This window comes from Pseudonocardia sp. NPDC049635, from assembly GCF_040659795.1.
Lineage (GTDB): Bacteria > Actinomycetota > Actinomycetes > Mycobacteriales > Pseudonocardiaceae > Pseudonocardia.
The window spans coordinates 41,122-56,370 of sequence record NZ_JBFAON010000030.1; the positions used below are offsets into that span (position 1 = coordinate 41,122).

The 15,249-nt window shown below is 67.0% G+C and carries 15 protein-coding genes and 1 pseudogene; 8 read left to right on the forward strand and 8 right to left on the reverse strand.

Annotation, left to right across the window (positions count from 1 at the left end):
• Positions 1 to 6: 6 nt before the first annotated feature.
• From AB0J24_RS25280 to AB0J24_RS25290, 3 genes are read right to left on the reverse strand one after another with little or no spacing between them, the layout of a single operon-like run.
• Complete coding sequence (locus AB0J24_RS25280; protein WP_358685672.1) at positions 7 to 1,437, reverse strand: amidohydrolase family protein; 1,431 nt, start codon at positions 1,435 to 1,437, stop codon at positions 7 to 9.
• Entirely contained in the window at positions 1,434 to 2,117 is a 684-nt protein-coding gene (locus tag AB0J24_RS25285; protein ID WP_358685675.1) for a GntR family transcriptional regulator, read from the reverse strand. Before AB0J24_RS25285 ends, AB0J24_RS25280 begins: the two co-directional genes overlap by 4 nt.
• Positions 2,117 to 3,679, reverse strand: coding sequence for a cation acetate symporter (locus AB0J24_RS25290; RefSeq protein WP_358685678.1), 1,563 nt, complete (start codon positions 3,677 to 3,679; stop codon positions 2,117 to 2,119). The genes AB0J24_RS25285 and AB0J24_RS25290 overlap by 1 nt, the downstream gene beginning before the upstream one ends.
• Positions 3,680 to 3,983: 304 nt before the next feature.
• Between AB0J24_RS25290 and AB0J24_RS25295 the strand changes: the two genes are divergently transcribed.
• Positions 3,984 to 4,910, forward strand: a complete 927-nt coding sequence (locus AB0J24_RS25295) for an MBL fold metallo-hydrolase (protein WP_358685681.1) — start codon at positions 3,984 to 3,986, stop codon at positions 4,908 to 4,910.
• Positions 4,911 to 5,188: 278 nt separating this feature from the next.
• Here AB0J24_RS25295 and AB0J24_RS25300 read toward each other — a convergent pair whose 3' ends face one another.
• From AB0J24_RS25300 to AB0J24_RS25320, 5 genes and pseudogenes are all read right to left on the reverse strand, one after another.
• Positions 5,189 to 5,359, reverse strand: coding sequence for a transposase (locus tag AB0J24_RS25300; RefSeq protein WP_358685684.1), 171 nt, complete (start codon positions 5,357 to 5,359; stop codon positions 5,189 to 5,191).
• A 20-nt stretch (positions 5,360 to 5,379) separates the two neighbouring features.
• Positions 5,380 to 6,069: pseudogene (locus tag AB0J24_RS25305) on the reverse strand (IS256 family transposase); the annotation flags it as partial.
• Between the two features lie 148 nt (positions 6,070 to 6,217).
• Positions 6,218 to 6,457: a hypothetical protein gene (locus tag AB0J24_RS25310; RefSeq protein WP_358685687.1), complete on the reverse strand. Its 240-nt coding sequence runs from the start codon at positions 6,455 to 6,457 to the stop codon at positions 6,218 to 6,220.
• A complete protein-coding gene (locus tag AB0J24_RS25315; RefSeq protein ID WP_358685689.1) occupies positions 6,454 to 6,705 on the reverse strand; it encodes a hypothetical protein in 252 nt (83 codons plus the stop codon). Before AB0J24_RS25315 ends, AB0J24_RS25310 begins: the two co-directional genes overlap by 4 nt.
• 435 nt (positions 6,706 to 7,140) lie before the next feature.
• Complete coding sequence (locus AB0J24_RS25320) at positions 7,141 to 8,109, reverse strand: MarR family winged helix-turn-helix transcriptional regulator (RefSeq protein WP_358685692.1); 969 nt, start codon at positions 8,107 to 8,109, stop codon at positions 7,141 to 7,143.
• A 279-nt stretch (positions 8,110 to 8,388) separates the two neighbouring features.
• On the opposite strand from AB0J24_RS25320, the gene AB0J24_RS25325 reads away from it, so the two are divergent.
• The 7 genes from AB0J24_RS25325 to AB0J24_RS25355 form a co-directional block, all read left to right on the forward strand.
• A complete protein-coding gene (locus tag AB0J24_RS25325) occupies positions 8,389 to 9,498 on the forward strand; it encodes a cupin domain-containing protein (protein ID WP_358685694.1) in 1,110 nt (369 codons plus the stop codon).
• A 43-nt stretch (positions 9,499 to 9,541) separates the two neighbouring features.
• On the forward strand, positions 9,542 to 10,753 hold the full coding sequence (locus AB0J24_RS25330) for an FAD-dependent oxidoreductase (RefSeq protein ID WP_358685697.1): 1,212 nt from the start codon (positions 9,542 to 9,544) through the stop codon (positions 10,751 to 10,753).
• A complete protein-coding gene (locus tag AB0J24_RS25335) occupies positions 10,744 to 11,601 on the forward strand; it encodes a fumarylacetoacetate hydrolase family protein (RefSeq protein WP_358685700.1) in 858 nt (285 codons plus the stop codon). The genes AB0J24_RS25330 and AB0J24_RS25335 overlap by 10 nt, the downstream gene beginning before the upstream one ends.
• Before the next feature lie 145 nt (positions 11,602 to 11,746).
• Entirely contained in the window at positions 11,747 to 13,093 is a 1,347-nt protein-coding gene (locus AB0J24_RS25340) for an SLC13 family permease (RefSeq protein ID WP_358685703.1), read from the forward strand.
• Between the two features lie 123 nt (positions 13,094 to 13,216).
• Positions 13,217 to 14,182 (forward strand): ABC transporter substrate-binding protein, encoded by a 966-nt coding sequence (locus tag AB0J24_RS25345; protein WP_358685706.1) that lies wholly within the window; start codon positions 13,217 to 13,219, stop codon positions 14,180 to 14,182.
• A 207-nt stretch (positions 14,183 to 14,389) separates the two neighbouring features.
• The gene (locus tag AB0J24_RS25350; protein ID WP_358685709.1) at positions 14,390 to 14,581 is read left to right on the forward strand and encodes a helix-turn-helix domain-containing protein; all 192 of its coding nucleotides are present in this window, start codon (positions 14,390 to 14,392) and stop codon (positions 14,579 to 14,581) included.
• A gap of 468 nt (positions 14,582 to 15,049) precedes the next feature.
• A partial coding sequence (locus AB0J24_RS25355) for an AbrB/MazE/SpoVT family DNA-binding domain-containing protein (protein WP_358685712.1) occupies positions 15,050 to 15,249 on the forward strand: 200 nt, incomplete at its 3' end.

Here is a 15,249-nt window from a genome sequence, read left to right on the forward strand (position 1 = left end):
GCGGGTTCAGCTCTGGGCGTTCGCAGCCGAGAGTTCTTCGAGTCTGCTGCGGTACTCCTCGCTGTCGGCGAGGGCCTCTCGAACCGCGTCTGCTGCGTGATCAGCGAGATGGTCCCGGGTCGCTTGAATGTCTCGCCGGGCTGAAGCAATGTCGGCGAGCAGGCTTCCGTCGCGTTTGACGAAGCTGCCCGCAACGAGCACGTGTTCGACGTCTCGGGCACCGGCCTGGAACACGACTGCACCCGCCACGGGCGCGTTGACCGGGGTCAGGGACAGCCCGGACGACCGGAGGACGACGACGTCAGCTTGCTTACCCGGCGTCAGAGATCCGATTCGGGACCCGAGCCCGAGACTGGTCGCTCCGTCCTGGGTAGCGAACCGGAGCACGTCCTCGGCTCGCACCGCGTTGGTAACGCCCATCGTCTTCGTCGTCTCCACGTCGTGGGCGAGGGCCCGCTGGGACGAGATCGCCAGCCGCATCTGGGTGAACAGGTCACCGCTGTTGAGAGAAACGATGTCGCATCCCAGAGTCGGGCGCAGCCCGGCGTCTAGGGCGCGTCCGATAATAGGGGAGCCCATGCTCATCCCCATCTCGGTCTCCGGGGTGCAGGACACGAATGAACCGTGCCGCGCGAGGAGAGCCAGCTCCGCATCTGTGCAGGCGTTGGCGTGCGAGTGAATTTGTCCCTGGCCGAGTAACCCGACGGAATGCAACTCGGACACGCAGTGGGTCAGCTTCATCCCCCAGTAGCAGGCGCTGTGAAAGGTTATCGGGACGCCGAGTTCGTTCGCCAGCCGGACCTCGGTCTCGGTGGCCGAGAACGGGATTCGGTGGACCTCAGAGCCTGCCAGGCCCATCGTCAGGAGTTGGTCGTCCGAGGTGAAATACTTTTCACGGATCCGGCAAGCGTCGGCGAGTCTCTGCTCATGTTTGACGAAGACGGGCTTCTGGAGCGGTACATGGTAGAAGCCGTAACAGTGCAAGGCCCGGATTCTGGCTTCCTGAAGGCCGGCCACGGATGCGTCCGCGTGATCCGGGGAGTTCATGCAGTGTGAGTAGTCGAGGATTGTGGTGACACCGGCGTCGAGCGCCTCCAGCGCGCCGACATAGTTGCCGGTGCGGACGTCCTCGGGTCGGTAGACCTGTGAGTAGGCGACCCGGATGACCCGGAAGTAGTCCAGAAGGGTGAAGTCGGCGCAGACGCCCCGTAGAGGTGTCTGCCAGGTGTGGCGGTGGGTGTCGACAAGACCGGGGATGACGATCGCCCCGTCCACGTCGACGATCTCGGCGGCGGTGTCGGCGACGCCCAGATCGACGCCGACCGCGGCGATGGTGTCGTCCTCGATCAGGATGTCGCCCGCCGGGAGTTCGCCTACCTCGGGGTCCATTGAGAGGATGTGTCCGCCGCGCAGAAGGGTCCGGCGTGGTGTCATCATTGACTCTCCGGTTTCGTGTCGTGCAGCGCTAGCTCGCTGATGGTGTTCAAGGTCGCCTGGAGGTGTCGGGTGGTGAGATCCAGGGCCACTGCGGTGTTCCTGGTGCGGCAGGCCTCGTAGATGAGCTGGTGCTCGTCGGCGACGGACTCTTCGTCACCGTGTGGGATACGACCTAGGGCCCGGTAGCGGTCCGAATAGTCGGTGAGCTGCTGGACGATGCGCATGTGCCACTGCGAGTCACATGCGGCGCGGACAGCGCGGTGGAAGTCCCGGTGGATCTGGATGTAGGCGCTGCGGTCGTGCGGGGAGGTCTCCTGAAGCTGGGTGTAGGCGCGAGTCAGCTCGTCCTCCCACTGCCGGTCTCCGCGCTGGATCGATCGCTCCACAGCCCAGGGCTCGAGTACTAACCGGAGCTCGTAGAGCTCCTTCGCCTCCTGGTACGACACCGGCAGCACCCGCATTGGGAACTGCGGGCGGTGCTCGATGAGTCCTTCCGCGGCCAGCTCACGCAGCGCCTCCCGGACCGGGGTAACGCTGACCGAGAGACGCTCGGCCAGACGCTGTGGATAAACCCTCTCGCCGGGGGTGAGCTCGCCTTCCAGGATGGCGATGCGCAACCGTCGAGCGACGCGGGAGGCTTGGGAGCCGCCGAGCTCATCGGCGGGTTGACTCAGGGGCACTAGTGGATGACCTCGTCTCTTGGGGTGTGCGCTGCGGTGGGCCGCGCTGTGTGGTCGACCGACAGTGCCGCATCGAACTTCGCTGCCTCGGTATCGGTCTGTCGGGGCGTGATCAGAGAGGCGACGATGCAGACGAGAAAGCCGGCTGGCACGGAGATGATGGCCGGGTTGGCCAGCCCGAAGGGGGGGAAGAGGATCAGCGCGATGGTCAGCACGAGTCCGATGACGGTGCCGTACACGGCGGCGGCGGCGGTGAATCGTCGCCAGTAGAGGGTGAGCAGGAGCACGGGGAAGCTGGCGCTCGCGGCGACGGCCAGTACCTGTGAGGCTAGCACTGTCACGTTGATGCCAGGACCTGCCATGAGCGTGATCGCCATGGCGGCCAGCGCCACGACGACGCCAGACACCCGCCCGACGATCAACTCTTCGCGCTCGGACGCCTGGCCCTTACGTAGAACACCGGCCCACAAATCATGGGTCATCGCTCCGGCCGCGGTGACCGTGAGTCCTGCCACGACGGCCACGATGGTGGCGAATGTCGCCGCAGCGACCACGGCCAAGGCGATGTCCGCGGCCAACGCGCCGGGGCCTCCCCCGAGGAAAATGGTGAGAAGCGGAAGGACCGCGTTGCCGCCAGTCTCCGTGATCAATGTATCGGTGGACTCCGGGAGGAGCGCTCGGGCACCGAGCCCGAGAATCGTCACCAGGATGAAGAAGAACCCGATTAGCGAGGTGGCCCAGACCAGCGATCGACGGCCGGCCGCGGCGTCCTTGACGGTGAACAGGCGGACCAGAAGGTGTGGCAGTCCGGCGCCACCGAGGGCGAATGCGAGGCTGACCGAGGCGAGAGCCCACGGGTTGGAGTAGAGATTGCCCGGCAGGTAGAATGCCGGGCCACCCTCGGCGCCCGCTTGAGCGAAGAGCTGCGTCGGTCCACCGACGCGGACCAGGACCCACACCGCAATGACAAGCGCGATCAGGGTCACGATGACCGCCTTGGCGATCTGCACGAAGGTGGCGGCGTACATGCCGCCCAGGACGACATAGACCAGCACCAGGACGATGGTGAGAAGCACCGAGAGTTCGAAGCGGATCCCGGTCAGCAGCTGAAGGATGACGCCGCCGGCGACCAGTTGGATGATCATGTAGCAGACGGAGATGCTTAGACTGCCGACCGCAGCCGCTGTCCGAACCGACTTCAACTTGTAGCGGACTTCCAGGACCGCTCCGATGGTGAACTTCCCGAGATTACGTAGAGGTTCGGCGAACAGCAGGAGGAGCAGGACGAAGGCGGACAAGGCGGGGATCGCGATGAAGGTGCCGTCGAACCCAACCAGGAAGATCAGGCCGGTGTTGCCTATGAAGGTTGCTGAGGAGACGTAGTCGCCAGCGATCGCAAACCCGTTCTGCCGACCACTCAGGCTTCCACCTGCGGTCCAGTAGTCCGCGCTACCCCGCGTCCGTCGCGCTGCAAGCACAGTGAGCGCCAGCCCCGCAGCGATGAACGCGGCGAAAACAATGAGCGCGGTCGGTCCGGCTCGAAGTGTATCCGCGCCGGTCACTGCGCCCGACCCGTCGCCGAGCGGGCGAATGTGACTGTGATCAACAGGAACATCAGAAGGGCTGCGAGGACGACGTAGTACCCCGCAGGCATCCCGAGAACCAGTACGGGGAACCAGGAGTGTCCGGTCAGAGCGAGTGTGGCAGAGAGGGCGACCAGGAGGAGGACGGCGAAGGAGCGAGTCAGGCGACTTGCCTTGCCTCGCCCTCGATCCCCACCGGCGCCGATGCCGGGCGTAGAGGAGGTCACGGGAGCACTGTAATGTATAGATTGCGAATTACAAGTCTAGGTACAGGGAGGTGCCCGTGGGCGTGCGGACGGAGTTCGGTGAGCTGACCGAGGTGGCTCGGGACGTGTATGCGTATGTCCAGCCCGATGGCGGCTGGATGATCAACAACACAGGTCTCTACCGCGGTGGCGGGGAGTGGGTGCTGATTGATACGACCTCTACGGAGGCTCGCAACCGTGCGATGTTCGGGGCCATGACCGCGGTCGTGGGCATGAGTGACCCGGCTGCCTTGATCAACACTCATCACCACGGGGACCACACCTACGGGAACTGGATGGTGCCGGCGACGTCCCCTGTCATCGCGCGGACGCGTTGCCGGCACAACGTGATCGACAGTGGGTTGGCGAGCATGGAGCGGATGCCGGAGCCCGACTATGGGCACGTCGAGGTGCGACCTCCGTCTGCAACCTTCGAAGGTGAGATGACGCTCGAGCTGGCAAACACTCACGTTGAGCTGATCAGCCTTCCGACGGGGCACACGACCGGCGATGTCGCTGTGTGGCTTCCTGAGCAGCGTGTGCTCTTCGCTGGCGATCTGATCTTCAACGGTGGGCACCCGTTCGTCCTCGACGGCTCGTTGTCCGGGTATCGAACGGCCCTCGACAAGCTCCGCACGCTAGAGCCTGAGGTGGTTGTACCTGGTCACGGGCCGGTGTGTCGCGACGCCGCGGCGGCGGAGGTTATCGAGGCGCTTGACATGTACGCTGAGCGTCTCCTCCAACACGCCATCGACTGCCGCGCGAGAGGACTCGAGCCGGGTGAGGCAGCTCGAGAGTTCGACTACCCGGCTGCGACGGGCTGGGGTGAGAGCGAACGTGTGGTCGGCAACCTGTACCGCGCGTACCACGAGCTCGAGGGTAATGAGCCCGGGTCTCGCCTCGACCGGGAAGGTGCCACCCAGGAGATGCGGACCATCGGTGGCCGCATGAGGTCATTCGCCTGACAGTCGTCAACGGCGGATCCGGAGTTGTCGCCGGATCCTGAAAACCTGACTCTGGCACAGACTGCGTGACCTTCACAGGGCGAGGAGGACGCTGCGGCGGAGGTGCTCGAAGGTGGCGCGGCCGTACATCTGTCGTTTGATCGCTTTGATCCCGGGCAGGCATGGGAGCGGACCCGGTCGGTGCCGGGCCAGAACAGCTGCGCGGCGAACGCGACGATCTCGCGGTCAAAGTCGCAGGTCCATGGCGGTGTCGCGCTCCAGTCAGGACTAGGCCGTGTTTAGGAAGTCTTGGCGGCGAGGGCGCGTAGCCAGATGTCGATCGTGGCGATGTGCATGGTGGCCTCGTAGCGCAGGGCCAGTTTGTCGTAGCGGGTGGCGAGCGCGCGGTGTTGTTTGAGCAGGTTGATGCCGCACTCGACCGCGTGACGCTGCCGGTGAGCAATCGTCAAGACCTGTGGATGAAGATCTTTTAGGCGGCTTCGGGTTGGGTGTGGTCGTCGGGTCGTTCGACGAGTCGGCCGGCCTCGAAGCGGGCCCCGGCGCGGACGAGCGCGACCAGGTGCGGGCCGTTCACGGCCCGCCAGCGATCCTGGGCGGCTTCGATGAGCTTGAACGCCATCGCCAGCCCTGCCGCGCGTGACCCCGGCCCGCGAGTGACCCGGGTGCGGTGGCGGACGGTCGCGAAGGTCGACTCGATCGGGTTCGTGGTGCGTAGGTGCTGCCAGTGCTCGGCGGGGAAGTCGTAGAACGCGAGCAACTCGTCGAGGTCGTCACGGACCTTCCCGACGGCCTTGCCGAACTTCGCCCCGTAGGTGCTCTCGAACGCGGTCACCGCGTCCAGGGCGTGGCGGCGGTCTTCGGCGTTCCAGATCTCGGCCAGGGCCTTCTTCACCCCCGGGTGCGCGGACTTAGGCAGTGCGGCGAGCACGTTGGCGGTCTTGTGGACCCAGCAGCGCTGCTCACGCATGGTCGGGAAGACCTCGCGCAGCCCACCCCAGAACCCCAGCGCGCCGTCCCCGACCGCGAGCACGGGTGCTCGCATGCCGCGTCGCGCGCAGTCGCGCAGCAGATCGGCCCAGGACTCGGTCGACTCGCGGTAGCCGTCGGTCAGCGCGACGAGTTCCTTGCGGCCGTCTGCGCGGACTCCGATGAGCACCAGGGCCCGCCGAGCCGACCAGGCCGCCCAACTCACACGGGCAGGCCGGCCGGTACCCGGATGGCCCGACCTGATCGTCGAGTAACCGACCGGGGTCGGTCGTCCCAGCCCGCCAGGGGCCGGGGGCCGGGTGGTGTTGGCGCTGCGTGGTTCAGGTCTGGGGGCGCTGCAGGGCCCGGATCCAGATCCCGGTGGTGGTCTGGAGGAGCCCGAGCTCGTGCGGGGCGCGACAGCGCCCGCCGGCCCGGTGGGCGTCCCACAGCGCGGCGTCGTCGAAGACATGCCCGCAACCACCGAAGCGGCGACAACAGTGCGCCCGGTTGACCCCACCCCAGCTACGCCCACAACACACCAACCGCGCCGTCCGGTCCCACCGCGCGGCGGCGGTCACCGGGCCCTCGAGGGCAGACAGCCCGGGCACACCGGCCCGTCGAGTCGCCACCCCGCCGCGGTCAGCCAGCGGCGGGCCGGGGCGGGAAGATTGTCGAGGGTGTCGGCGGCCAGGCCGCCGGCCAGCAGCGGTCCGTCACCGCAACGCAGACAGGTCAGATCAGTGATCGAACCGGCGGGCGGGCAGGAACGGCAGTAGCAGGCCAGGGTCGGGCCGTCCGGACCGGCGATGAGCCACTCGGCGCTCATCAGGACCTGCTCCATCGGCTCACACGGGGTGCGCCGACACCGGTCACAGCGCCGCAGACCCGCCCGCCCCGCGGCTCGCGGCACCGGGGCGGGGGTGGCTGGTGGGTGGGCGTTGGAGCTGTTGTGCGCGGCAGTGGAGTACACCGATTTCGCTCCCGTGCGTCGAGACGGGGCCGTGCCGGACCGGTCCGGCGGCAACGCGTGACCCCGCCAGCGGGGGGGTCCACACCTGCGCCGATGCCGCGAAGATAACCCGACCGGGAATCACCCAGCCGGCTCATCACCCGGCGTGTCGTGACCGGCCCCGCACGGTGCCGGCCGCCGCATCGCAACGGGCGAACCGTGGCCCGGGGCCACGGGATCTGACCCCGACGTGGCAGTCGAGCGCGCCGGGTCACGGCTCCCGCCGACCACGCCCACGGCTTCGTACACCGATCACCTGCAGTTCACTTCATCCCGGCGACGAGTCGCTGAGGGCTGTGATCCTCCGAAACGCGCCTGCCGGCGAGTGTCTTGGTCGACGTCGACCATGCGTGCCATCAGGGCGACGAACCTATCTGCGTCCTGCTCCGTGAGCCGAGCGAGCAACCGCCGCTGCACCTCGAACACGCTGGCCGCGTGGTCGATGAGCGTCCGCCGCCCGCTGTCCGAGAGTGTCAGAACGTTGCGGCGACCGTCCTCGCGGTCGCGGCCCCGGACGACTAGCCCCTTGGCCACGAGCCGGGCGACCACCTCGCTGCCAGTCGACTTGTCTAGCGAGGCACGCCTGCCAACCTCGCGCTGGTCCGCCGGGGACTCGTCGTGGAGAACGAGCAGCACGCTGTACTGGGCCGAGGTCAACTGCGTCGACACCAGATCGGCCCACAGGGTCGTGTGCCGCTGCTGCGCCCGCCGAACGAGATGGCCGGGAGCTGTGTGCAGTCGCAGCGGCGGAAGTCTCGCCGGCCAGCCCGCGACGGTGGCGTTCGCCGGCGTGTCCGCATCCGGATCCGGCGGCCGGCCCTCATAGGCGATGCGGCGGAGCAGCGCGGTTAACACTTCGCCGTCGTCGGCCGGCAGGGTCCCGATCAGCCGCCGCTGGACGTCCACGACCGACGGTGCCGCCGCCAGGACCGCGGCCCGGCCGGCGTCGGTTAACCGAGCAAGTCGACCGCGGCCATCCGACGGGTCACTCTCGCGCACGACCAGCCCGCGCGCAGTGAGTCGACGGAGCACGTCCGCCGTCGTCGTCTTGTCGAGCGAGATCAGCTCGGCAACAGCGCGCTGCTGCACACCGGGCCACTGAGCGAGGACGAGTAGCACGCCGAACTGGGTGGAGGTCAAGCTGCCGGTCACGGCCTCCTGCCAGTGCAGGACGTGGAGTTGTTGAGCGCGCCGGATGAGGTGGCCGACGGCGTCCAGCAAGACCGGCAGCGAAGCCTCCTCCGCCTTCGCGTGACTGCTTATCGCCGTCGCCTCCTTCGCCCCGTCCAGACCACCCGCCGTGGATGGCCAGCTCTAGGTTACGGGACGTGGGCCCTGTGACGCCTGGGGCGCGGAGCGGGTGCATTCGCCGCGGAGCGCGTTGTTGACACGGACCGAGGGCCGGTCTAGCGTCCAATCGTCCGTGTACTCCCTAATTCCCGCACGACGGGTGGGAACCGACCAGGCGCAAGCCGGGCGGAGTCTCGCCAAGGAGCAACGATGGTCACTCGACGCTTCCACGACTCGGATCCAGCAGTGGACGGCCTCTACTCCGACCTCGCCGAGGCGGACCTCCAGCCGCTATGGCGTCAGGAAGGCCTGCTGCCCAGGACGCCGAACCGACTCACCCCGTTCCTTTGGCGGTGGAAGACCCTCCGCGATCTCGCGGGTCGGTCCGGGGAACTAGTCGGTATCGACCGTGGCGGTGACCGGCGCGTTCTCGCGCTGGCGCACCCCGACCTCGGGGGACTCCCCTTCGCCACACACACACTCTGGGGCGCGGTCCAGTTCCTCGGCGGCGGCGAGCTCGCACCCGCGCACCGGCACAGCCCTGCCGCGCTCCGGCTCGTCCTCGAGGGCACCGGGGTGTGGACGTTGGTGAACGGTGACCCGATCGCCATGGAGCCGGGCGATCTCGTCCTCACCCCGGGCCAGACCTGGCACGAGCACCACAACCCCGGCACCGAGCCGATGGTCTGGTTCGACGGGCTGGATCTCCCGCTCGTCCGCAACCTAGACGCAGTCTTCTTCGAACCGGGTCCCGACGAGTTGAGCGACTACAGCCCACGCCCACACTCGAGCTCCGAGCAACGGTTCAGCGTCGCCGGTCTCGTGCCGGTCGTCGATCCGGTCCCGGTCGAACCGACCGGCCCGGGCAGGTTCTCGCCCCTGCTCGCCTATCGGTGGAGCGCGGTCGACGCCGCGTTGTCGCAGCTCATCGACGCCGGCGGCTTTGGTGCTGCGACAGTCCGGTACTCGGACCCGACGTCCGGCCGCGACGTAATGCCGACCCTGCGGGCCGAGATGCACCGCATGCTGGCCGGACACCAGACACCGGCGACGCGCCGGGTCGGGAGCGGTATCTGGCTGGTGTTCCGCGGCTCCGGTAGCACTGTCGTCGACGGCCACGCGTTCAGCTGGAGCGCGGGCGACATTCTCGTCACCCCGTCGTGGAGCGCCGTCGAGCACGAGGCGTTCGAGGACTCCGACCTCTTCCTGCTCTCCGACGAGCCGGTGATCGAAGCGGCCGGTCTGGCACGGACGGCGAACGAACCAACGCAGGGGGTCCGAGAAGGCGGCCTCGCGCAGGCCAGTACCGCCGGCAGCTGAGCAGTGAACAACGACCCGACGCGGGAGAACGACAGGTGGCACGATGACGGCAGACGTTGAGCGGCTCGTGATCGGCGGCGGGATCGGTGGCCTATCCACTGCCCTCGCACTGGCCCGGCACGGTCTGTCCGTTCACGTTCTCGAGCAAGCCCCCGAATTCAGCGAGATCGGCGCCGGCGTCCAACTGGCACCCAACGCCCTGCGGGTTCTCAACGAGCTCGGCGTTCTCACGCCCGTTCTGCGCGACGCCGTCTTCCCCGCCCGCGCGATGATGCGCGATGCGATCACGGGCGAGCGGCTCGCCGAACTCGACTTCGGCGATGACTTCCGCGCAGCTTATGGCTTCGCGTACTGCGTGACCCACCGCTCGGACCTGCTCGACGCGCTCCTCAGCGCCTGCCGTGCCGATCACGCGATCACGCTCGAGCCGGGGAAGGCTGTCACCGCGCTTGATCAGCGCGAAGACGCCGTGACCGTTCGGTGCGCTGACGGCAGCGCCTACCGAGCCCGCGCCGTGGTCGGCGCCGACGGTATCTGGTCGGTGGCCCGCAAGCACGTTCTCGGCGATGGTGACCCCACATTCGTTGGCGACGTCGCCTACCGCGGGACCGCTCCGATCAACGCTACGAACTTCGCCGATGGCGACAACCTGACATGGTGGGTCGGCCCCGGCATCCACCTCATCCACTATCCGGTCCGGGGCGGGAAGATGCTCAACCAGGTCGCTGTGTTCGTGGCTCGGCAGGACGGCGACCCGAGTAGCTGGGGTCCGCCGGAGGAGCTCGACAGGGCCTTCGCCGGTACCACGAAGGAGGTGGCGGACGGTATGCAGCTGCTGACCCGCGAGCGCCGCTGGGTACTGCGGGACCGCCCGCCGTCGGCGACCTGGACCCGGGGGCGGGTGACCCTTCTCGGCGACGCCGCGCATCCCATGGCCCAGTACCTGGCCCAGGGAGCCTGCCAGGCACTCGAGGATGCGCTCGTGCTGAGCAGGTGTCTCGCCGAGCATTCCGACGATATTGCCAAGGCGTTCGATGCCTATGAAGCGGAGCGGCTACCCCGCACGGGTCGGGTCCAGACGTGGGCCAGGCGGATGGGCGAGATCGTCCACGGCGCTGGCGTGACGGCAATCCTGCGAGACGAGCTGCTGCGCCGATGCCGACCCACCGACCTACCGCAGCTCGACTGGCTCTATTCGCACCGGCCGGTGCTCGAACGCACGCACCTCACCCAGGAGACCCGCCGATGCGACTGATCAGCTACAACGGCGGAGAAGTCGGCCGGTTGACCGAGCAGGGGATCCAACCCCTGGTCGGCTCGATCCGCGACCAGATCGCCTGCTGGGACCGTGGCGAACCGTTCGCGGACGCAGACGGCGCGGGGATCCGCTCCCTGACCGACGTCCGGCTCGATGCTCCTGTCGACGCCCCCTCGAAAATCATCGCGGCGCCGGTGAACTATCGGGATCATCAGGCTGAGATGAGCGTCGCCTCCCAGGTCGGAGAGCTGGGCTTCTTCCTCAAGGCTCCGTCGTCCCTGCTTGGCCCCGGCGGGCGCGTCCAGCTCCCTTACTACGACCGCCGGTTCGATCAGGAGGGCGAGCTGGCCTTGGTGATCGGGCGAACGGCTCGGTGCGTCACCGAGGACGAGGCGCTTTCCCATGTTTTCGGTTACACCGGCCTGTTAGACATCACGATGCGTGGCGGCGAAGATCGCTCGACCCGCAAGTCCTTCGAGACCTTCACTCCCATGGGCCCAATCTTGGTGACCGCCGACGAGTTCGGTGACCCCTCGGACGTCGAGCTCAGCTGCTGGGTCAACGGGGAGCTACGCCAGCACACGAATACCAGGGACCTGATCTGGGGGCCCGCGCAGCTGATCGCCTACGCTTCCTCGGTCACGACCCTACACCCGGGCGACGTGATCACGACCGGAACTCCCGCCGGCGTCGGTCCACTGGAGGCCGGCGACACCATCCGGCTCCGCCTCTCCGGGCTCGGGCTCGACCTGGAGGTCACGGTCGCCGCCGACGCGGCGACAGCGTCACCGACGACCGGTCGCAACAAGGGTCCCGTCCCGCCACCGGTACGCACATCGCGCTGATCAAACCGTAGATAATCGCTTCTGCGGTCGGATCGAGGTGCGGATGCGAACTATCAATTAGGCAGAACAAGGGCGAACGCGACGACCGTGATCGACAGTATCCGGTCACTAGAGGTTCCTCGGCAATGAGGCTGGGAGAGATTCGATGCAGGTGATGCACACCGTCGGGCTTATCGTCCTGATTGCAGTCTTTGCACTCGGGACGTTCACATCACTCAATCTAGGCGTTCTCGGGTTCGTGGCCGCGTTCGCCATGGGAACGATTTTTCTGGGGCAGGGGTCGGACGCCATTCTCGCCGGATTTCCTGCCGACCTATTCATTCTGATCTTCGGCGTGACGTTCCTGTTCGCGATTGTGGGGCAGAATGGGACCCTCGAGTGGCTGATTCAAGGTATGACTAGACGGCTCAGGGGGAACGCCGCCGCCGCCCCGGTCGTCGTGTTCGTGATCGTGAGCGCAATCGCCAGTGCGGGGCCAGTGGCCCCGTCTGTCTGTGCGATCGTTGGGCCGATGGCGCTCGGCATGGCCAGGCAGCTTGGGATCAATCGCATCCTGATGTCGATCATGGTGACCCAGGGTGCGACCGCCGGGACGTTGACGCCGCTCGGAGGGCTTGGCACGATCGTCAACGGCATCGTTCAGCGGAACGGAATTGTCCTCGCACCTGTCACCCTCTTCGTCACGAACTACGTGTTCAACCTAGCGCTAGCCCTAGCGGCATACGTCATCTTCCGGGGCTGGAAGCGCATTCCTCCGCGCGCCGTTTCGGAGGAGTGTTCGAGCGGAACGGCGGGTATTCACCCGCCTGTTCGAACGGATTCGGGCGCCGGAATGGACGGTGCACAACGATCGGCGGCGGTGGTCGACTCGCCCTCGCCGATGGCGCCCGCCACCCCCGACCTGGACGCGCCCCGGGTTGCAACCCTATGCGCGCTCGTGGTGTTGGCGATCTCGGTCCTGGGTTTCGGCCTCAACGTCGGCTTCGTCGCCCTGATCCTCGCCGTCCTGCTGCAACTGGTCTTCCCAAAGGCGTCCGAGGGGGCCCTCGCCAAGTCCAGCTGGGCCGTCATCGTGCTGATATGCGGGATCGTCACGTTCATTGCCCTGCTCGAGTCGGCAGGCACCCTCGACGTCGTCGGTCAGGCGGTGGCGAGCCTCCGCCCCGCCATTTTCGCGGTGTTCGTACTCTGCCTGATGGGAGCGTTCACGTCCGCATTGGCCTCCAGTGCGGCGACGATCGCGGTGGTGACCGCCCTGGCGCTCCCGCTCACGGTCGAGTCGGACCTGATACCAGCTGCCGTGATCGCCGGCGTGGCAATGTGTGCGATCGCGGTGGACGCCAGCCCGTTCTCCTCCACTGGCGCGGTCGTGGTGGCGAGCGCGAGCCCCGACGAGCGGGACAAGGTTTACCGAGGTTTGCTCGGCTGGGGTATGAGCATGGTTGTGGCGGCACCCGTCATCGCATCGGCCGGCGTGCTGCTGGCGAGTTGAACGTGAATGACCAGCTGTGCTGCAGTGCCACGCGAAGAATCCACCGGTCTTGTCGCGGTTACGACCGGGACCGAGTCAGGATCACCACCGAGTCGGGAGGCTGACATGACTGTTCCACTAACGATGGCGATCGAAGACTACGACCACGTCCGCGATCTGGCCCGTGGCTCCACCCCGGTCGAGGGCGTCGACCTGACCGTCCTCAACCTGCCGGTCCAGGAGACGTTCCAGCGATTTTCCGCCCACCGCGAGTGGGAGGTCTCCGAATTCTCGATGGCACTATACGTGGCCATGCGCGGCGCAGGCGACACCAGTGTTATCGCCATTCCGGTCTTCCCGTCACGAATGTTCCGGCACTCCGCCATGTACGTCCGGGCTGACGGCCCGACCCGCCCCAAGGATCTCGAGGGGCTGCGCGTCGGCGTTCCGGAATGGGCGCAAACGGCCGGCGTCTGGGCGCGAGGAATCCTCTCTGACGACTATGATGTGGATCTGGCAAAGATCGACTGGATTCAAGGGGGGTTGCACTCCGCGGGCAGATTCGAGCGAGTACCGCTCGCCTTGTCGCCGGGGATGTCGGTACGCGCGGAGAAGGACCGAACTCTCGAGGATCTGTTGCTGGCTGGCGAGATAGACGCGGTCATCACGGCGCACCCGCCCACCTCGTTCGTGCCTACCGGCGGCGAGATTCGATGTCTCTTCCCAGATGCTCGGAGCGAGGAGGCCGCGTTCTGGAAGCGACATCACTTCATACCGATCATGCACACTGTCGTCCTCAGGAAGGATACTGTGGAGCGGCATCCGTGGCTGCCCCGAAACTTCCAGGTCGCGTTCGAAGCGGCCCTCGATCGGAGTCGTCACAGACTGCGAGACGTGGCGATCAGCCGGTTTCCACTACCATGGATCGCCGAAACGGTCAGAGAGCTCGAAAGTTCCTCAGACCGGCCGTGGTGGGGGTACGGACTCGAGGACAATCGACGGGCACTGGACATGTTCTGCCGGTTCGCATTTGAGCAAGGGGTGACACCGCATCGCATAGCGCCTGACCAGCTGTTCGCGACATCGGCAGCCTTTGATTCGAAAATCTGATTCACCGATGGTGCTTCCGACTCCCGTCGTGACCAGTTCAGAGCGGCGATCCTTGAGCTAGTGTCCTGAGTCGTTGATTCGTTTCTAGCTTGTTACAGTGTGGAATGGGTGATGGCCGCGGGCCGCACCTGGCAGTGCTGGAGCTGACACAGCCTGAGCGGGACGCGTTGCAAGGGATGGGCGCGGCGCGGCAAGACCGCGAAGGCATTGGCGACACGAGCGCGGATCGTGTTGGCGTGCGCGCAGGGTCTGTCCAACAGCGAGGTATCGCGCGAGTTGAAGATCTCGCTGCCCACGGTGGGCAAGTGGCGCAAACGGTTCGTCACGCACCGGCTGGAGGGCTTGTCGGACGAGCCCCGGCCGGGCGCGCCCCGCCAGATCATCAGGTCGAGGAAGTGATCGTCAGAACGCTGGCGGAGCAACCCGCCAGCCACGACAGCGCGCTGTGGGGCGGATACGCGCTGCACCGACCCTGACCGGGGCGCCGGCAGGCATGCAGCTGCTGGGCAAGGGGGCTCGCCAGTTCAGAAGCGTGCCGCTACCGCGCCGGCCTGGTGCCGGCGGTCATACTGGCCCGCCCCCGGGTGGCGGCCCGGTCCGGGAGGTCGCGGTGCACGGGCGAGGCGGAGGTGGCCACCGGAACCCGTAGGGCCCGCAGGACGCCGGCCGGGAGGCCGCGACCGCGGGATCCCGGGCTCGTCGCGGGCCCGCCGCTGCTGTTTCGACGGCCTCCAGTGAGACGGCCCTCGCCGAGCCAGACACCGGCCAACCATCCGACAGATACACCACGATCTGACAGACTGGTGGCACTCGTGCAGTATTCTCACGGTTATCGCAGGGCAGGCAGCCGAAGGTCAGTCATCGGAAGTGGTCGTCAATCAGGACGGCCGGGTCCTGATCCCGGCGCAGATCCGGCGCGAGCTGCAGATGGATCCCGGGGCGACGTTGATCCTGTCGGTGGAGGACGGTCGAGTGGTGTTGGAGACCCGTGAGCAGCTGATCGAGCGGATGCGTCGGGAGATCGCCGAGTCCTGGACCGGGGACCCCGACACCTCACCGGTCGACGA

Excerpts from the sequence above, each read along its gene's own strand:
- AB0J24_RS25330 (WP_358685697.1), top strand. The coding sequence starts at position 9,542 with ATGACGGCAGACGTTGAGCGGCTCGTGATCGGCGGCGGGATCGGTGGC.
- AB0J24_RS25280 (WP_358685672.1), bottom strand. The coding sequence starts at position 1,437 with ATGATGACACCACGCCGGACCCTTCTGCGCGGCGGACACATCCTCTCA.
- AB0J24_RS25335 (WP_358685700.1), top strand. The coding sequence starts at position 10,744 with ATGCGACTGATCAGCTACAACGGCGGAGAAGTCGGCCGGTTGACCGAG.
- AB0J24_RS25325 (WP_358685694.1), top strand. The coding sequence starts at position 8,389 with ATGGTCACTCGACGCTTCCACGACTCGGATCCAGCAGTGGACGGCCTC.
- AB0J24_RS25345 (WP_358685706.1), top strand. The coding sequence starts at position 13,217 with ATGGCGATCGAAGACTACGACCACGTCCGCGATCTGGCCCGTGGCTCC.
- AB0J24_RS25340 (WP_358685703.1), top strand. The coding sequence starts at position 11,747 with ATGCAGGTGATGCACACCGTCGGGCTTATCGTCCTGATTGCAGTCTTT.
- AB0J24_RS25315 (WP_358685689.1), bottom strand. The coding sequence starts at position 6,705 with ATGAGCGCCGAGTGGCTCATCGCCGGTCCGGACGGCCCGACCCTGGCC.